Genomic DNA, 17,078 nt, shown 5'->3' on the forward strand with positions numbered 1-17,078 from the left:
ATCCGTAGCCGCCGGTCAAGTCATTGATATCGCTGTCACCGGCTACTGTGCATGGGGTTGTTTTCGAGTATTTTTGTGGTGCGGCCCGCGCGGCCGATCCCGGCCGGGTCTAGTGGCCGCCGAGATAGGCCGTGATCAGCCTGGGATCATGGATGAGATCCTTGGCGGGGCCGGATTGCACGATCTCGCCGGTCTCGAGGACGTAACCGTAGTCGGCCGTCTCCAGCGCGGCGCGCGCGTTCTGCTCGACCAGCAGGATCGACACACCGAGATCGCGCAGCGAGGCAATGGTGCGGAAGATCTCGCGCACGATCAGCGGTGCCAGGCCGAGACTCGGCTCGTCCAGCATGAGCAGCTTGGGCTTGGCCATGAGCGCCCGGCCGAGCGCGAGCATCTGCCGTTCGCCGCCGGAGAGGGTGCCGGCGGCCTGGCGTTGCCGCTCCCTCAGTCGCGGAAAGCGGTCGTAGACCTCGTCCAGCGTCTTCTGGACGCCCGAACGGTCGCGCAGGCTGTAGGATCCCAGCAGAAGATTGTCGGCGACGGACATGTCGGAGAACAGCTCGCGTTTTTCCGGCACCAGGCATAGCCGGCGCTCGACGCGGTCCTCGACGGACATCCTCCCGATCTCGCTGCCCTGAAAGACCATGCGGCCTTTCGACGAAAGCAGCCCGATCGCCGCCATGAGCAGCGTGGTCTTGCCGGCCCCATTCGGGCCGATGACGGTGACGATCTGTCCCTCTTCGACCGACAGCGAGACATTGCGGACCGCTTCGACGTTGTCATAGCAGACCGTGACGTCCGACAGCGAGAACATCGAGCTCACGCGACGCCTCCGAGATATGCCTCTTGCACCCGTGCGTCGTTGCGGATCGCCGCCGGCGCGCCTTCGCAGAGCTTCGAGCCGAAATCCAGCACCACGATGCGGTCGACCAGCGACATCACGAACTCCATGTCGTGCTCCACGATCAGGATGGTCAGGTGATCCGCCCGCAGCGAGCGCAGCAACTCGGCCAGCCTGAGCTTCTCCTGGCGGCGGAGGCCCGCAGCAGGCTCGTCGAGCACCAGGAGGGTCGGATCGGCGGCAAGCGCTCGCGCGATCTCCAGGATGCGTTGATTTCCGAGCGGCAGGTTGCCGGCGAGCTCGAACGGTTTCTCGCCGAGCCCGACGCGTTCGAGCTGAAGCAGCGCCTCGTGGCGGGCGCTCGCCTCCTCGCGCCGGTTGAGCCGGAAGGCCCCGGCGAACAGCCCTGCGCCGGTGCGGCCATAGGTGCCGAGCATCACGTTCTCCAAGAGGCTCATGCGCGGCCGCAGCTTGACGTGCTGGAACGTGCGCGCGATTCCCGCCTTCGCGATGCGCGACTGCGCGTCCCGCGTGATCGGCCGTCCGGCAAAGACGATCTCGCCCTTGTTGACCCTGAGCGCACCGGTGAGGCAGTTGAACATCGTGCTCTTGCCGGCGCCGTTCGGGCCGATCACCGCGAGGATTTCACCCGCGCGGACCTCGAAGCTGACGTTGTTGACGGCGACGAGGCCGCCGAACCGGCGCTCGGCGCCGTCGACCTTCAGGAGAAGCTCGCCCGGTTTGGGCTGGGAACGGCGGGGAAGGGGCGGTGCCGGCGCTGGCCGCTCGCGCTTCAATTTCGGCAGGTAGCGTGCGAGGAAGGGCACGATGCCTTGTCGCGCCCATTGCAGGAACAGGATGAACAGCGCCGAGAACGCGACGATTTCGAGCTGCCCGGACGCGCCCTTGGCGATCAGCGGAAGATAGTCCTGCACGCTGTTCTTCAACAGCGTGACGATGGCGGCGCCGACGACGCCGCCGAGGAGGCTTCCTGCGCCCCCGACCATCGACATCATCAGATATTCGATGCCCATGCCGGCATCGAATGGACCCGGGCTGATGAAGCGGCTCATATGGGCGTACAGCCATCCCGAGAGCGAGGCCAGGAACGCCGCGATCACGAACGTCGCCAGCTTGATGCTGAAGGCGTTGATGCCGAGGCTTTCGACGAGTGTATTGCCGCCGCGCAGTGCGCGCATGGCACGGCCAAGCCGGGAGTCCAGGAGATTGTAGCCGAGGAAGAGCACGCCAGCGACGATTCCCCAGATCAGGAAATAGATCTGCGCGCTGGAAACCAGGGCGAGCGATCCGAAGCTGATCGGCGGAATCGAAGAGATGCCGTTGAACCGGCCGAGCCCATCCACGTTGCCGAACAGGAATCCGATCGCCAGGCCCCAGGCGACCGTGCTGAGCGAGAGAAAGTGACCCTGAAGGCGCAGCGTGACGAGGCCGAGAACGGTTGCGACGCCGCACGTCAGCGCCACGCCGAACAGCAGGCCGAGCCAGGGCGAATGGCCGTTCAACGCGGAGACCCAGGCCGTCGCGTAGGCCGCGACCCCGACGAAGGCCGCCTGTCCGAACGACACGATGCCGCCGACGCCGGTGAGCAGCGCAAGACCGATGGCGACCAGCGAGTAGATACCGATGTAGTTCATCAAAGTGATGCTGAACGGGCTGAGGACCAACGGAGCCACAGCGAGGCCCAACACGGCCGCAGCCGCGGCGATCTGAACGTGAAGCCGGGTCATTCCTCGATCTCCTCTTCGGAATGCAGCGAAGCGAGCGATCGCCAGATCAGGATCGGGATCAGCAGCGAGAACACGATGACGTCCTTCAGTGCGCTGCTCTCGAAGGATGCGAAGCTTTCGAGGATGCCGACGCCGACCGCGCCGATCGCGGCCCCCGGATAGCTCGTCATGCCGCCGACGATGGCGCCGACGAACGCCTTGAGGCCGATCAGGAAGCCGGAATCGTAGAATACCGTGTTGACCGGGGCGATCAGGATGCCCGATACGCCGGCCATGAGCGAGCCGAGGAGATAAGCGATCGTGCCGGCGCGCGCCGGACGGATTCCCATCAGCCGCGAGCCGGTCCGGTTCACGGCCGTCGCGCGCAGGGATTTGCCGACCAGCGTGAAATCGAAGAAGAGATAGAGCAGCCCGCTGAAGACAAGCGCGGCGATGACGATCAGCATGGTCTGGCCCGAGATCAGGACGCCGGCGAATTCCATGGACAACGATGTCAGCGGCTCAGTGCGGACGCCTTCGGGGCCGAAGAACAAGAGACCCAGCCCGACCAGCGCGAAATGCAGCGCCACAGACACCGTCAGCAGCAGCAGCACGGTGCCGTCGGCGATCGGGCGGAAGACGATGCGGTCGAGCAGCGGAGAGATCGGCGTGATCAGCATCAGCGCGAGCATGAGCCTCACGGCGAGGGGCGGGTCCATGCGCGTGGCCAGCCAGGCGCAACCGACCACGGCAAGGGGGAGTACCAGATAGAAGAGAAGCGCGCGCGGGGCGAGGCGGAGCTCGCCAGAGCGTGCCAGCGAGCCGACCTCGATCACGGTCGCAAGGCAAGCCAGCACCACGACCAGTGCGCCCGTTCCGGGAAAGCGCTTGGCGTCGAGGGCCGCGAGCGTCAGCGCGGTGAAGGCCGCGATGTCGCCAAAGGGGATGAAGACGACCCGCGTCACCGTGAATATGAGGACGGTTCCGATCGCCACGAGCGCGTAGATGGCGCCGGTGGCGATACCGTCGATCGCAAGGATGGCTGCGATATCGCTCGTCATTGAGACGTTGTTCCCCCTTTATGTCGTCGATCGCCTTGACTGTCCTTACGGCACGTATTTCCAGGCGCCGCCAGTCAACCGGACGACGACGAGGGAGCGCTCGTCGACGCCGGTCACCGAGCCTTGCTTGAAATTGTAGACGGCATGCACCCCCGGCAGCTCCTTTGTGCCGAGGATTGCATCACGCAGTGCCGTGCGGAATTCGACCGTGCCCGGTTTCGCGGACTTGAGCGCGCGCTCGGCCGCGTTGGCGAAAATCAGCCAGGCGTCAAACGAGTAGGCGGAGAAGCCGTCGGTGGTCGGAATGTTGTGGGTCTTCTGGTAGACGCTGCGGAAATCCAGCGCGATCTTCCTGGCAAAATGCTCCTCGGGAAGCTGCTCGGCTACGATCACGGGTCCGGCCGAGACTTGAATGCCGTCCGCCGCCTTGCCGCCCACGTTGACGAAATCCGGATTGACCAGCGCCACCGTACCGTAGGTGTTTCCCTTGAAGCCACGCTCGGCAAGGCTGAGCAAAGGAAGCGCGCCTTGCGTGCCGGAGCCTCCGTCGAGCACGGCGTCGGGGCGGGCGGCCATGACCTTCAGGATCTGGGCGGTGACAGAGGTGTCGGTGCGGGCATAGCGCTCGTTGGTCTGGATCTTGATGCCGTCGGCCGACTCCGCCGCCTTGGCGCCATTATAGACGAGATCGCCCCACGCATCCGAGAAGCCGATATAGCCGATGTTCTTCATGCCATCGCGCTTCATGCGATCAGCGATGACCTTGACGAGCAGGGAAGCTGGCTGCGGCACGGAGACCACCCATTGCTCCGGCGTATCGGGCAGCTTGACGATCGGCGAAACCGCGATCATCGGCACTTTCAGTTCGCTCGCGACGGCCGCCATGGCGATCGTCGAGGGCGCCGTTGCGGTGCCGATCAGCAGGTCGACCTTCTCCTCCTCCACGAGCTTGCGCGCGTTGCGCGTCGCCGCCGAGGGATCGGATCCGTCGTCGAGCTGAATCAGGCGGATGGTCTCGCCGTTGACCGACTTCTTGTATTCGTAGGCGGCGTTGATGCCGCGCCCATAGGGGATGCCGATCGAGGAGCCGTTGCCGCTCAGCGAGGTCACGAAGCCGATGGTGATGTCGGCCCGTGCCCCCGGCGCGATGACGATTCCGGTTGCAAGTGCCAACAAGCTCAGGGTCTTGCGCATAGCCTTCTCCTGCTTTGATACGCGTGCGAATGGTGGGAAGCTGCCGGACCTGAATCCGGACTGGGGGAATCGGAAGCGCTATTGCAGCGCCGGAGATCGGCGCAGATATAAGGAATTCGCCTGGTTGGCGGCGGCGTCATGCCGCTGCCCGCGGATGAAGGGTCGTGTAGCGGAGCGACTTCCGTCCATGTCTCGAGGGTGCATCAAATTCCAAGGCGCGGCCGCGCAGCGCCCCCGGGGACACCGCTGCCCATCGTCCAGCTCGGAAGACTGTCGACACGATCGAGTCTCTCAAGAGCGGTGCCCTGCAACATCATTGTTACACCGCTACGGCAGAGCGGCGAGAATTAGTTAAAGCCTAAAGTATATTCCGGGAACCCGTCAACAGGCGCTGGCGGCTCTCTTCAAAAAAATGCTGCTGCATACAATTCCGGCAGTGGCGGCCGATTCTTGAGCTGTTCGAGCCTTCGGAATGGCGGTGCCGGCTACGGCGTGCCGAGCCGCGTCCTTGGGTGCGTCGCACACATTTGACGCGCTAATTAGTTTGTGGTTGAAATATTAAGGCCGACGGTCCGATGGCCGGTCCTCCATACCCTCCCGAGGAAAAGGACGATGCGCATCTTCTGGCAGAGCTTCGTCGATGCGAGCGTGAACGCGCCTTACATGGCGCGCCTGTCGGAATACCTCAACAGCATCGCGGCATCGGGCACGACGGTCCATGTCGAAGGCATGTCGCCGCCGGATCGCGAATTTGGCCGGCTCGCCGAACTGCGCTGTGCCGTCCGGGCCATCGACAACGGCATCGCTGCGGAAGAGCAGGGCTTCGACGCGTTCGTCATGGGACATTTCCAGGATCCCGGTCTGTATGAGCTTCGCGCGACGCTGGATATTCCGGTGATCGGGGCGGGCGAGGCGACGCTGCTGGCCGCCTCGCAGCTCGGTCGGCGGCTCGGCCTCGTTACGCTCGATCCTGTCTTCGAGGTCTGGCACTACGAGCAGGTCGAGCGCTACGGTCTCCGCGATCGATTGGTCCACGTGACGGGCCTCGGCTGCAAGCCCGAGGATTTCGCGGACGCTTTCGCGGGCGATCAGGCCGCGCACGACCGCATGATCAAGGATTTCATCGCGTGCGCATGGCCCCTCATCGAACGCGGTGCCGACGTCGTGATTCCCGCCGGCGTGCTGCCGGGCCTGTTGATCGGGCGAGAGCGCGGCCTGAAGATCGGGCACGCGCCGGTGGTCAACTGCGCGGCGGTCGCGCTGAAGAGCGCCGAGATGTGGGTCCAGCTCAGGCGCCTCAACGGCACCGAGCCGAGCCGTGGGCCTAGCTTCAGCCGTACCAGCTCAACCGCGCGCAACGATTTCCGCGCGCTGCTTGCGCGCGAGCGCCGCTAGAGTTCATGCGCCGGCGCATATGGAGAAGTCGAGATGATGAAGCCTGAAAAGATCCTGTACGAGACCGAGGTCACGGCCACGGGAGGTCGCGACGGCAAGGCCGCGAGCGTGGACGGGCTGTTGTCGGTGTCGCTGTCGCTGCCGAAATCGCTGGGCGGGCCGGGCGGCGAAGGCACCAACCCGGAGCAGCTCTTTGCCGCGGGCTATGCCGCATGCTTCCTCGGCGCGGTCAAGCTCGTGGCGCGCACCAGGAAGGTCGTGCCGTCTGCGGAGCCCTCGGTCACCGCGAAGGTGGCGATGGGGCCGGTGCCGGTCGGATATGCGCTTTCCGTCGAATTGAAGGTCGATCTGCCCGGCGTGGAGAGGTCGGCCGCGGAAGCCATCGTCAATGGTGCGCACGAACGCTGCCCATATTCGAACGCAACGCGCGGCAATATCGACGTGAGGCTGACGGTGATCTGAGGCGAACAGAGAAGGCAGGCGACAGTTGACGATCTCGCTTCGCACACCCTACGACGGCATCGTGATGGCGGCTCCCGTCACGATACCCTATGTGCGCTATTCCATCGACAGCGCCCAATGGTGGATCGGTCGCGCCTTGAGCGCGATCGTTGCGCAAGCGGGCATCAGGGTTTCCGACATCGACGGGTTGTGCGTCTCCAGCTTCACCTTGGGAGCGGACAGCGGGATCGGGTTGACGCAGCATTTCGGGCTCTGCGTGCGATGGCTCGATACGATCCCGCTCGGCGGCGCCAGCGCCATTGCCGCGCTGCGCAAGGCGGCACGGGCTGTCCAGGCGAGGGACGCCGACATCGTCGTCTGCGTCGCCGGAGACACCAACCACGTCGATTCCTTTCGTTCGACGCTCGAGAACTTCTCGCGCTTCAATCAGGATGCGGTCTATCCCTATGGCGCGGGCGGCGCGAATTCGAGCTTTGCGCTGATCGCACGCAACTACATGCGCCGGTTCGGCGTCACCCGGGAGGACGTTGGCAGAATCGCCGTCGCTCAGCGCTCGAACGCGTTGCGCAATCCGCACGCGCTGATGAAGACGCCCCTCACGCTCGAGCAATATCTGGCGGCGCGTCCGATCTCGGATCCGATACATCTGTTCGACTGTGTGATGCCTTGCGCCGGTGCGGAAGCCTTTCTCGTGATGCGGGAGGACACGGCCGCATCGCTGCGGCTGCCCGCGGCGAAGCTGTTGTCGACCATCGAACGGCACAATGCCTTCGCCGACGATCCGATGCAGGTGCGCGGCGGCTGGGCCATGGACATCGGCGAGCTCTACGCCATGGCCGGCATCAGACCCGATGCTCTCGATGTCGTGCAGACCTACGACGACTATCCCATCATCACCATGATGCAATTCGAGGACCTTGGATTCTGCAGCAAGGGTGAAGGCGCCGCGTTCGTGCGCCAGCACGATCTGACTGTCGGCGGCGATTTTCCGCACAACACCTCGGGTGGCCAGCTTTCGGTCGGGCAGGCGGGTGCGGCCGGCGCCTATCTCGGCCTCGTCGAAGGCTTGCGGCAGGTCCTGGGGATGGCCGGCCCAACCCAGGTTGCCGACGCAAATCTTTGCTTGGCGTCCGGCTTCGGCATGATCAACTATGACCGCGGTCTCGCCTCCGGCGCCGCAATTCTTGCGGGACCCTCGCGATGACCGATCCGATCGAAGCGCCGAGGCGCAAGAATCCGCTGCTGCGGACGCGACTGCCGACGTCGCCGCCGCGTGCGCGGAGCAGGACCTCGCACGGCTTCACGCGGGCGGCTGCCGAGGGGCGCTTCATGCTTCAGCGTTGCGAGGCCTGCGGCAAGTTCACCTATCCTGCGCGCGAGGCGTGCCCGATGTGCCTTTCGGCCCGACTTGTTTTCGTCGATGCACCGCCACGCGGCACTCTGCTTGCCGAGACCACCGCGCGTGTGCCGAGCGACGTCTATTTCCGCGAGCGGGCACCCTGGCGCGTCGGGCTCGTCAAGATGGATTGCGGCCCGACCATGATATCGCACCTCCATGCCGACTGCGCCGAGGGTGTTGCGGTCCGGATGTCGTTTCAGCTCGACAAGAGCGGGCAGGCGGTCGCCTTTGCCCGCCCCGAAGCGGAGACCCCCAACATGGCAGATGACAGGCAGTGGCGGGAAATGAGCGCCGATCCCAAGTTCAGGCGGGTGTTCGTGACCAATGGCCGCAGCGCGATCGGCCGGGAGGCCGCCTTGGCCTTGAAGGCGGCCGGGGCCAACGTCGTGTTCGTCGGCATCGCCGAGCCGTGGCGTCCGTTCGCCGGAGAGGAGCTGCTCCGAGGGCAGGACGGTATCGAGCTCGTGAACTTCGATGCCGCCAACGAAAAGTCAACCGGCGATCTCGCCGCCGACATCGGCGGCAAGGTCGACATTCTCGTGAACACGACCGAGTATGTGAGGCCCGGCGGCCTCCTGGACCGCAAGGGCACGAGCATTGCGCGAGATGAAATCGATCACGCCTATCTCGGTTTCATCAATCTTGCGCAGGCATTCGGGCCGGTGATGCGGATGCGGGGAGCCGACGGCATCAACAACAGCGTTGCCTGGGTCAACATTCTGTCCGTCCACGCGTTGGCGAACTGGCCCGCCTTCGGCGCCTACTCCGCCTCGCAGGCCGCGTGCCTGTCGCTCTCGCACTGTCTTCGTGCCGAGCTCCGGCCCGGCGGCATCAAGTTGATGAACGTCTTCACGGGGCCAGTCGACACCGAGTGGTTTCAGACCGTACCGCCGCCGAAGGTGGCGCCGCGGGCCATCGCGCAGGCGGTCGTCGCCGGGCTGAGGGGCGGACTTGAAGAGATGTATGTCGGAGACGTTGCCGAGGAGATAAGGCAGCGTCTCGCGGCCAATCCGAAAGCGCTCGAGCGCGAGCTCGATAGGTGAGTGCTCCCCATTTGATCAAGCTGGAGGACGCGACAATGCACAGTAAGACTCTCCTGGATCTCGCGGGCGCGATCGCTTCGGGCGCCGTGCGCGTCATCGATCTGAGTTTCACGCTGAGTCCCGACTTTCCTGTGATCGTGTTGCCGCCCGAATTCGGCCAGGCGGCGCCGGTGCGCATACAGGAGATTTCTCGTTATGATGCGCGCGGTCCGGCCTGGTACTGGAACAACGTGACTTTCGGTGAGCATACCGGCACGCATTTCGACGCGCCAATTCACTGGTTTACGGGCAAGGACCTCGCCAACAACGCGGTCGATACCATGCCGGCCAAGGACATGATCGCGCCAGCCTGTGTCATCGATTGCTCCGCGCAAGCGGCGCAGGATCCGGACTTCGTGCTCACGGTGCCGATCGTCGAGGCCTGGGAAGCCAGGCACGGCCGAATCCCTTCCCGGCACTGGGTGCTGCTGCGGACCGACTGGTCGAAGAAGGGATGGCGCGACTATTCGAACCTCCGGGATGACGGCGCTCACACGCCGGGCCCGAACGCGGCCGTGATGAAATGGCTGGTGGAGGAGCGCGGCATCATCGGTTTCGGTACCGAGACGATCGGCACCGATGCAGGACAGGCCGGGCATTTCGAGCCGCCTTATCCCGCGCATCACTTCCTCCACGGCGCGGGCCGCTACGGCCTGCAATGCCTGTGCAACCTGGATCAGCTCCCGCCCATTGGGGCGATCGTCGTGGCCTCCCCGCTGAAGATCCAGAACGGTTCGGGCAGTCCGCTGCGCGTGATTGCGCTGGTCTCCTCGGCGTGAAAATGCGCGGATTCGCTTGCCCGAAATTGACAGACAAGAACCACGAAGGACTGGTGCCATGATCTCGATGAAATCACTGCTCGGTTCCGCGCTGCTGCTTCTGGGCGTTCCGTGCTGCGCCCAGGCCGACATCCTCGTCGGCTTCGTCACCGGCCTCAGTGGGCCGGTCTCGTCGATCGGCATTCCCAACGCAAAGGGGATCGCTGCGGGAGAGGCCTATGTCGGCGAAATCGGCGGCGAGAAGGTGCGCCTCATCCAGCTCGACGACGCTTCCGACGCCACCGCCTCGGCCCGGAACGCGCGCAAGCTCGTCGAGCAGGAAAAGGTCGACATCCTGATCGGGACGTCAGGCGCTCCGCAGACGCTGGCGATGGCCACCGCCGCGATCGAGATGAAGGTGCCGATGGTCGCGGTGTCCCCGATTGCATCCGTTCCGGCCGGCGAAGGCGGGCCCTGGATCGTGCAGACGCCGCAGCCGATGCCGCTTCTGGTCCAGGGCATCGTCGACCACATGAAGGCGCACGGATTGAAGACGGTCGCCTTCATCGGATTCTCGGATGCGCTGGGCGATCTGTTGTATGATTCGCTGTCGCAGAGCGCCAAGGCCGCGGATATCAAGGTCATCGCCAACGAGCGCTACGCCCGATCCGATTCGTCGGTCACCGCGCAAGTGCTGCGCGCGCTTGCGGCACGTCCCGATGGCATCATGCTCGGTGGCACGGGGACGCCGGGCGCACTGCCCGCCATTGCCCTGTCCGAGCGCGGCTACAAGGGACCTCTCTACGGCAACAATGGCATGATCAGCGCCGATTTCCTCCGCCTCGCCGGCAAGACCGCCAATGGCATCATCTGCCCGACGGGACCGGTCATTGCGGCCGAACAGCTTCCGGCGAGCAATCCGATCCAGAAGGTCGCCTTGGCCTACCGGTCGGCCTACGAGAAGGCGAACGGCGAGACGCCGGCGGATGGGTTCTCCTCCTACTCCTTCGATGGCTGGCTGGTCTTCCTGGATGCCGCCAAACGCGCGTTGGCGACGGGAGCCAAGCCGGGCTCGCCGGAATTCCGCAGCGCGCTGCGCCAAGCCTTGTTCACCACCAAGGAAGTCGTGGGCACGCAGGCAATCTACAATTTCACGCCGGCGGACCGGCACGGCGTCGACAATCGTTCCCGTGTCCTCGTTCAGATCGAGGACGGCAAGTACAAGCTTCTGCCTTGATCTCGGGCCGGCCTGATCGAGCCAGATCCGACGGAGCATTGCATGCGGGATGACGGCCCAGGGCAGCAGGAAACCCCGGCCTGGGCGCGTGCGGTCGAGCGGTTTCCGCCGTCCGACCGCGTGCTCGCGACCATCCTCGCCCGGCAGGCGGAGCACCATGGCGATCGCATCCTGCTGGTTGCGGGACAGACGCGCTGGAGCTACGCGCAGACCGCGGCGATTGCGGCTGCATCGGCGCAGACGTTGATCGAGGCCGGCATCAAACCGGGAGACCGGGTCGCGCTGATGTGCTCGAACCGGCCGGAGTTTCTTCAAGTCTATCTCGGCTGCGCCTGGCTTGGGGCCATCACTGTGCCGATCAACACGGCGCTGCGTGGGCTCCAGCTCGCGCATATCTTCCGCAACTCGCGCCCCGCGCTCCTCGTTGCCGAGGCGGGGTTTCTGGCTGCAATCGAGACCGTTGACACCGAGGCCAGCCTGCCGACGCTCGTATGGACGATCGATCAGGTCGCGGAGGTGTCAAGGATCGCATCCGTGCCGTTGCCTGCGCTCGCATCCATGGCGCCGGCCGGTGCCGTGCGGCCGGGGGACACCGTTGCCATCCTCTATACTTCGGGCACCACGGGGCCGGCCAAGGGTGTATGCTGTCCGCAAGCGCAGCTGTTCTGGTGGGGCATCTGCTCGGCGCGGGCACTCGGGATACGCGACGGCGACACTCTGTTCACGACCTTGCCGCTGTTCCACACCAACGCGCTCAATGCGTTCTATCAGGCCATGCTGAACGGATGCACGTACGTGCTCGAGCCGAAATTCTCCGCGTCCCGCTTCTGGGCCGCCGCGCGAGCCCACAATGCGAGCGTCGGCTATTTGCTCGGCGCCATGGCATCCATGCTCCTGGCCCAGCCTCGAAGCGAGGACGATACCGCTCATCGCGTTCGCGTGGCTTTGGGTGGGGGCGTGCCGCCGCAGATCCATGGGCCGTTTCTCGAGCGGTTCGGCGTGACGCTGGTCGACGGCTATGGATCGACCGAGACCAACTTCGTGTTTGCCGGCGCTATTCCCTCCGACCGTCCCGGAACAATGGGCCATCTGACCGATGGCTTCGATGCGCGGATCGTCGACGAAAACGATTCAGAACTGCCCGATGGGCGGGCGGGCGAGCTCGTCTTGCGCGCCAGCGAGCCGTTCGCCTTCGCCACCGGATATTTCGCCATGCCCGAGAAGACGGTCGAGGCCTGGCGGAATCTCTGGTTTCATTCGGGTGATCGTGTCGTCCGCGACACGGATGGACATTACCGCTTCATCGATCGCATGAAGGACTCGATCCGCCGACGCGGCGAGAACGTGTCTTCCTGGGAGGTTGAGCAGGTCATCCTTGCCCATCCCGCGGTCGCGGCGTGCGCGATCTATCCGTTGCCGTCCGAACTCGGCGAAGACGAAGTCGCGGCCGCGATCGTGCTGGAGCAGGGGCAGTCGCTGGAGCCTGCCGACATCATCAGGCACTGCGAAGGCAAGATCGCCTATTTCGCGATTCCACGCTACGTTCGGATCATGAGCGACATGCCGTTGACGGAGAACGGCAAGATCAGGAAAGGGGTGCTGCAACAGGCCGGCGTGACGGCGCAGACCTGGGACCGCGAAGCCGCGGGCATGCGAGTCCGGCGCTGAGGCTCACGACCGCTCGGGGCGCTGCAGGGCGTCCCGCACGGCACGCTTGACGTCGTCGAGCGCGCCGACGAGGCCGTCGAGGCGGTCCACCGGAAATTCGGCCAGCAATTCGGCGAGCCAGGCGCCGTGACTCTTCGCCATTCGCCTGAAGGTCTTTCGGCCCTCAACCGTCATGCAGACGATTTGCACCCGCCTGTCCAGATGCGACGGCGTCCGGGTGATATATCCATCCTCGACCAGGCGGTCGACGATCGGTGTCAGGTTGCCGGCCGAAACCATCAGGCGTTTGGGTAGCTCCCCCAGCACCAATCCGCTCGGCTCCCGATCGAGTTGAGCGAGAACGTCGAAGCGCGGCATCGTGAAGTCGTATTCCTCGCGAAACCGGCGCCGCAACTCTCCCTCGATCATGGATGTGCAGGCCAGCAGCCGAAGCCAGAGCCGCGTCTGGGCCCTGTATTCGGCCTCCGCGTCGGCCGCGTTCCTGCTGGGCGCCGGCGAGGGCTCCTTTGCGGGTGCCAAATCGATCTCCTGAGCCTCGTTCGGGTTGAAGGCGAATGCAATTCCATTCGACCTGCAGCAGAATAGTTCGTGCCAAAACTAAATTCAAGGCGAGAGCGGAAGAGCCGGAGCGTCTCTGATGCGGGACGAATTGGTCGGCCGTTCTCTGTCATCGTGCCGGACAAGCGCTGGAACATCGTCCTCGCCCTGGCGCCTTGACAACGTCTTTCGGGAAGGAAATAGTTTATGCTTAAAACAATCGACGGACGGGCTGCATTGGCAGATGCGATCGCTGGTTCTGCAGAGAACATGCGGGCCGCCCGAAACCGATCCCCGACCTTGCGGAGCGACCGATGAGCTCACCGGCAAAGACAATCTCCCGCGACTGGCTGGACTGGCCGTTCTTCGAGCCGCGTCATCGCGCAATTTGCGACGCGCTCGACCGCTTCGTCGCGCAGGGCGGTCTGCAGGCTGCCGATCACCGCGACGTCGATGACGCCTGCCGCAAGCTCGTGCGCGCGCTTGGCGCGGAGGGGCTGCTCGATTGCGCGGTCGCGGCGCCGGACGGCGACGTGGCGAGCATCGATTCCCGCTCGATCTGCCTGTCGCGTGAGACGCTGGCTTACGCCGATGGCCTCGCCGATTTTGCCTTCGCCATGCAGGGTCTCGGATCCGGCGCCATTGCGCTTGCCGGCTCGGCGGAACTGCGACATGCCGTGCTGCCGAAAGTCCGTTCGGGCGAATGGTTGGCGGCCTTCGCGCTTTCGGAGCAGGAGGCCGGCTCCGATGTGGCGGCGATGACTTGCACGGCACGCGAAGACGGCGGCAGCTATGTTCTGAACGGCGAGAAGACCTGGATCTCCAACGGCGGCATCGCGGACGTCTACACGCTGTTCGCCCGAACCGGGGAGGCGCCCGGCGCGCGCGGCATTTCCGCGTTCGTCGTGTTTCCGGACGACCCCGGCTTCGGCGTTGCCGATCGCATCGACATCATCGCGCCGCATCCGCTGGCGACGCTGCGCCTGGACGATTGTCGCGTTCCGAGCAGCCGGCGGCTCGGGGCGCCCGGTGGAGGGTTCAAGATCGCGATGCAGACCCTCGACATCTTCCGGGCTTCGGTTGCTGCAGCCGCTCTGGGCTTTGCCAGACGGGCGCTGGAGGAGGCGCGAGCGCACGCACAGACGCGGCGCATGTTCGGAGCGACGCTGTCGGATCTGCAGCTCACCCAGGCCGCGTTCGGAGACATGATGACTGAAACCGACGCCGCGGCGCTGCTGACCTACCGCGCCGCCTGGCGCCGCGACGTCCAGAAACTCCCCACCACGCGAGAGGCTGCGATGGCAAAACTGTCCGCCACCGAGACCGCCCAGCGGGTCGTCGACCGCGCGGTGCAGATGTTTGGCGGACGCGGCGTGCGCAAGGGCGAAATCGTCGAGAGCCTGTATCGCGAGGTCCGCGCCCTTCGAATCTACGAAGGGGCGACCGAGGTCCAGAAGCTGATCGTCGCGCGCGAACTGCTCAAGCCGCGCTAACCCGGTCCCTGTACCTGAAGCAATAAAGATTCTTCAGGTGCATCTCGATCACGTTGTCCCCCCGGCTCGTCTTGCGGTCCGGCGGAGCGGTTGCGATCGATGCACAGAGCGTCGATACGATCGGCCTGACCTCATTGCCTGCTTGAAACCTTGCGCTCCTGAACCCGCAACGCTGCCGTCGAACTTGCCGTTGCAATCAGCACACCGCTCGAATCCCGGAAACGCGTGCTGATCGCGATGTTTGCGACCGGACATAGATGGGCCGTACGAAGCTCGAAGAGTTTACCCGAACGGCTCAGTGCGCCTCGTCGCGCAGATGGTACCAGCGGTAGAGCATGCGCTGGCCGATCCGGCGGAACGACGCGAAGGGATGCGTCGGCAATGGCGAGGTGAAGATCGGAAGGTCCTGTCCCGGGAACGTCTTGCCGGCGAGCATCTGCGCCATGCGGCGCCCGGCCTGCGCCGAGTAGGATACGCCGTTGCCGCCATAACCGAGCGCATAGACGAGCCCCTGCCTGGGATCGGGACGGAAGATGCGCGGCATCATGTCATGGCTGACATCGACCCAGCCCCACCAGGAGTAGTCGATCTCAATGCCCTCGAGCGGCGGGAACTTGCGGTGGAGACCGTGGATCAGGAGCTGCAGATGGCGGTCGCCGGCTGCATCCGCGCCGGTGATGGCGCTCCGGCTCCCGATCTGCACCCGGTTGTCGGGCAGCAGGCGGTAGTAGAAGCGCAAGGTGCGGGTATCGGTGATCACCTGCCTGGTGCGGAAGCCTGTGGCGTCGATCTCGGCTCGCGTCAGCGGCCGGGTCACCAGCGAGTTGGACAGGATCGGCATGCACCGTCCGGTAAGCGCCGGCGTCAGGCCGAGCGAGGTATAGGCGCCGGTCGCAATTCCCACGCGCTTGGCCTTCACCGTTCCGCCGGGCGTGCGCAGGACAAACGCGCCATCGCGCTGCTCGATCCGCTGCACGGGGCTCGCAGTGTGCACGCGTACCCCGAGTTCGCGCGCCATGCGCAAATAGCCGAATGCGAGCTTGGCCGGATGGACGCCGGTGCCGAGCGGCTCGTGCACCGCGCCGACCGCTTCCGCCTCGTCCACGAAGTCGTGGCGGAGCTCCTCGCGCGACACCACGCGCGTGGCATAGCCGAAGACGTCGTTGAGCACCTTCGACTCGGCCGCGATCGCCTCGAGATTGCGCTGGCGATGGGCGACGTAGAGATGTCCGCCACGCTGCGGTTCGCAATCGATCGGGCTCGTTCGCACCAGCTCTTCGAAGGTCTCGAACCCTTCGGTGACCTCGGCATGCATGCGGCGCGCGACGTCAAGGCCCCAGCGCCTGATCCATTGTGAGCGCGTCAACCGACCGGAGGCGTTCTGCGCCTGGCCGCCATTGCGGGTGCTGCAGCCCCAGGCGACGCGATTGGCTTCGAGGATGACGGCCTTGATGCCGTATTCGCGCGCGAGGAAGATCGCGCAGGCAAGGCCCGTATAGCCGGAGCCGATGATTGCAACATCGGCAGCCGTGTCGGTCACGATCGGCCCATCGCCCTCCGGCGGCGTGCCGGCGGTCGCGATCCAGTAGGTCGGGGCATATTGGCGGTTGCGACCGGGACCCTCGGAGACCAGCGGATCATAGTGCGGATCGTAGGCCGCGGATGGAGGCGCTGCATGCACATTCATCGTGCGGCACTCCCATTGGCAGCGGGTTGCGGCGGCCGGTCCTTGCGGAAGGCGCTCTTGGTGCAGATCTTGTCGCCCCGGAAGCCGAAGAGATCGCAGCCCTCGGCCTCGATCCGGCGGCCGTCCGGCGCGGTCGCGCGGAAGATCCATTCGGAAATGGCGCGATCGCCGAACACCGCGTGCTGCGTGCAGTGCCAGCTCACATTGGGCATGCTGGTCCAGGTCGCCTCGAAGGCGGCGCGGACGTCCGCGCTGCCGGCGATGCGCCGGCCGCAAATGTCGGGCCCGGCGGCCGCGTCGAACACGATGTCCTCGGTCATGCAGGCCATCACGCCAGCGCCATCGTGCCGGTTGAACGCAGCGAACAGGGTGTCCAGAAGCTCGCGCCTCACGCGATCGATATCGGGCATGGTGGTGTCCTCGCGCCTGTCCCGGCGCGTCGCCCGCGCCTGCCGCACTCTTGCGGCGCTCGAGGCATTTGCCACGTGTCCGGGCGGACGCCCTAGAACCAGACCGAGCGAGCTCTGCGGCCAGAAC

General features: G+C 65.3%; 15 protein-coding genes. 8 read left to right on the forward strand and 7 right to left on the reverse strand.

The window, feature by feature from the left end; genetic code table 11:
* Positions 1–109: 109 nt before the first annotated feature.
* The 4 genes from JQ566_RS00515 to JQ566_RS00530 are packed head-to-tail and all read right to left on the reverse strand — an operon-like array spanning position 110 to position 4,823.
* Complete coding sequence (locus JQ566_RS00515; RefSeq protein ID WP_212367867.1) at positions 110–823, reverse strand: ABC transporter ATP-binding protein; 714 nt, start codon at positions 821–823, stop codon at positions 110–112.
* Positions 820–2,589 carry a branched-chain amino acid ABC transporter ATP-binding protein/permease gene (locus tag JQ566_RS00520; protein WP_212367870.1) on the reverse strand — a complete coding sequence of 590 codons (1,770 nt, stop codon included), beginning with the start codon at positions 2,587–2,589 and terminating at the stop codon, positions 820–822. Before JQ566_RS00520 ends, JQ566_RS00515 begins: the two co-directional genes overlap by 4 nt.
* On the reverse strand, positions 2,586–3,629 hold the full coding sequence (locus JQ566_RS00525; RefSeq protein WP_212367873.1) for a branched-chain amino acid ABC transporter permease: 1,044 nt from the start codon (positions 3,627–3,629) through the stop codon (positions 2,586–2,588). The genes JQ566_RS00520 and JQ566_RS00525 overlap by 4 nt, the downstream gene beginning before the upstream one ends.
* 45 nt (positions 3,630–3,674) lie before the next feature.
* Entirely contained in the window at positions 3,675–4,823 is a 1,149-nt protein-coding gene (locus tag JQ566_RS00530) for an ABC transporter substrate-binding protein (RefSeq protein ID WP_212367876.1), read from the reverse strand.
* A gap of 612 nt (positions 4,824–5,435) precedes the next feature.
* On the opposite strand from JQ566_RS00530, the gene JQ566_RS00535 reads away from it, so the two are divergent.
* Genes JQ566_RS00535 through JQ566_RS00565 form a run of 7 tightly spaced genes read left to right on the forward strand, consistent with a single transcriptional unit; the run spans position 5,436 to position 12,824 of the window.
* Positions 5,436–6,218: an aspartate/glutamate racemase family protein gene (locus JQ566_RS00535; protein ID WP_212367879.1), complete on the forward strand. Its 783-nt coding sequence runs from the start codon at positions 5,436–5,438 to the stop codon at positions 6,216–6,218.
* Between the two features lie 33 nt (positions 6,219–6,251).
* Complete coding sequence (locus JQ566_RS00540; RefSeq protein ID WP_349643293.1) at positions 6,252–6,680, forward strand: organic hydroperoxide resistance protein; 429 nt, start codon at positions 6,252–6,254, stop codon at positions 6,678–6,680.
* Between the two features lie 25 nt (positions 6,681–6,705).
* On the forward strand, positions 6,706–7,884 hold the full coding sequence (locus tag JQ566_RS00545) for a thiolase family protein (protein WP_212367882.1): 1,179 nt from the start codon (positions 6,706–6,708) through the stop codon (positions 7,882–7,884).
* Positions 7,881–9,122: an SDR family NAD(P)-dependent oxidoreductase gene (locus JQ566_RS00550; protein ID WP_212367884.1), complete on the forward strand. Its 1,242-nt coding sequence runs from the start codon at positions 7,881–7,883 to the stop codon at positions 9,120–9,122. The genes JQ566_RS00545 and JQ566_RS00550 overlap by 4 nt, the downstream gene beginning before the upstream one ends.
* A 35-nt stretch (positions 9,123–9,157) precedes the next feature.
* Complete coding sequence (locus tag JQ566_RS00555; RefSeq protein WP_212371414.1) at positions 9,158–9,940, forward strand: cyclase family protein; 783 nt, start codon at positions 9,158–9,160, stop codon at positions 9,938–9,940.
* A gap of 58 nt (positions 9,941–9,998) precedes the next feature.
* Entirely contained in the window at positions 9,999–11,156 is a 1,158-nt protein-coding gene (locus tag JQ566_RS00560; protein ID WP_212367887.1) for an ABC transporter substrate-binding protein, read from the forward strand.
* 42 nt (positions 11,157–11,198) lie between these two features.
* On the forward strand, positions 11,199–12,824 hold the full coding sequence (locus JQ566_RS00565) for an ATP-dependent acyl-CoA ligase (RefSeq protein ID WP_212367890.1): 1,626 nt from the start codon (positions 11,199–11,201) through the stop codon (positions 12,822–12,824).
* Between the two features lie 3 nt (positions 12,825–12,827).
* On the opposite strand, the gene JQ566_RS00570 is transcribed toward JQ566_RS00565, so the two are convergent.
* Positions 12,828–13,343 (reverse strand): MarR family winged helix-turn-helix transcriptional regulator, encoded by a 516-nt coding sequence (locus JQ566_RS00570; protein WP_212367893.1) that lies wholly within the window; start codon positions 13,341–13,343, stop codon positions 12,828–12,830.
* 332 nt (positions 13,344–13,675) lie between these two features.
* Here JQ566_RS00570 and JQ566_RS00575 point away from each other — a divergent pair, with 332 nt between their 5' ends.
* Entirely contained in the window at positions 13,676–14,854 is a 1,179-nt protein-coding gene (locus JQ566_RS00575) for an acyl-CoA dehydrogenase family protein (protein ID WP_212367946.1), read from the forward strand.
* A 295-nt stretch (positions 14,855–15,149) separates the two neighbouring features.
* On the opposite strand, the gene JQ566_RS00580 is transcribed toward JQ566_RS00575, so the two are convergent.
* Positions 15,150–16,541: an NAD(P)/FAD-dependent oxidoreductase gene (locus JQ566_RS00580; protein ID WP_212367949.1), complete on the reverse strand. Its 1,392-nt coding sequence runs from the start codon at positions 16,539–16,541 to the stop codon at positions 15,150–15,152.
* A complete protein-coding gene (locus JQ566_RS00585; protein ID WP_212367952.1) occupies positions 16,538–16,951 on the reverse strand; it encodes a nuclear transport factor 2 family protein in 414 nt (137 codons plus the stop codon). Before JQ566_RS00585 ends, JQ566_RS00580 begins: the two co-directional genes overlap by 4 nt.
* Positions 16,952–17,078: the final 127 nt, after the last annotated feature.

Origin of the sequence: Bradyrhizobium sp. SZCCT0231 (assembly GCF_018130245.1) — a bacterium.
GTDB classification, from domain to species: Bacteria; Pseudomonadota; Alphaproteobacteria; order Rhizobiales; family Xanthobacteraceae; genus Bradyrhizobium; species Bradyrhizobium japonicum_F.

Excerpts from the sequence above, each read along its gene's own strand:
- JQ566_RS00520 (WP_212367870.1), bottom strand. The coding sequence starts at position 2,589 with ATGACCCGGCTTCACGTTCAGATCGCCGCGGCTGCGGCCGTGTTGGGC.
- JQ566_RS00525 (WP_212367873.1), bottom strand. The coding sequence starts at position 3,629 with ATGACGAGCGATATCGCAGCCATCCTTGCGATCGACGGTATCGCCACC.
- JQ566_RS00530 (WP_212367876.1), bottom strand. The coding sequence starts at position 4,823 with ATGCGCAAGACCCTGAGCTTGTTGGCACTTGCAACCGGAATCGTCATC.
- JQ566_RS00535 (WP_212367879.1), top strand. The coding sequence starts at position 5,436 with ATGCGCATCTTCTGGCAGAGCTTCGTCGATGCGAGCGTGAACGCGCCT.
- JQ566_RS00540 (WP_349643293.1), top strand. The coding sequence starts at position 6,252 with ATGATGAAGCCTGAAAAGATCCTGTACGAGACCGAGGTCACGGCCACG.
- JQ566_RS00550 (WP_212367884.1), top strand. The coding sequence starts at position 7,881 with ATGACCGATCCGATCGAAGCGCCGAGGCGCAAGAATCCGCTGCTGCGG.
- JQ566_RS00555 (WP_212371414.1), top strand. The coding sequence starts at position 9,158 with ATGCACAGTAAGACTCTCCTGGATCTCGCGGGCGCGATCGCTTCGGGC.
- JQ566_RS00560 (WP_212367887.1), top strand. The coding sequence starts at position 9,999 with ATGATCTCGATGAAATCACTGCTCGGTTCCGCGCTGCTGCTTCTGGGC.
- JQ566_RS00565 (WP_212367890.1), top strand. The coding sequence starts at position 11,199 with ATGCGGGATGACGGCCCAGGGCAGCAGGAAACCCCGGCCTGGGCGCGT.
- JQ566_RS00575 (WP_212367946.1), top strand. The coding sequence starts at position 13,676 with ATGAGCTCACCGGCAAAGACAATCTCCCGCGACTGGCTGGACTGGCCG.
- JQ566_RS00580 (WP_212367949.1), bottom strand. The coding sequence starts at position 16,541 with ATGAATGTGCATGCAGCGCCTCCATCCGCGGCCTACGATCCGCACTAT.
- JQ566_RS00585 (WP_212367952.1), bottom strand. The coding sequence starts at position 16,951 with ATGCCCGATATCGATCGCGTGAGGCGCGAGCTTCTGGACACCCTGTTC.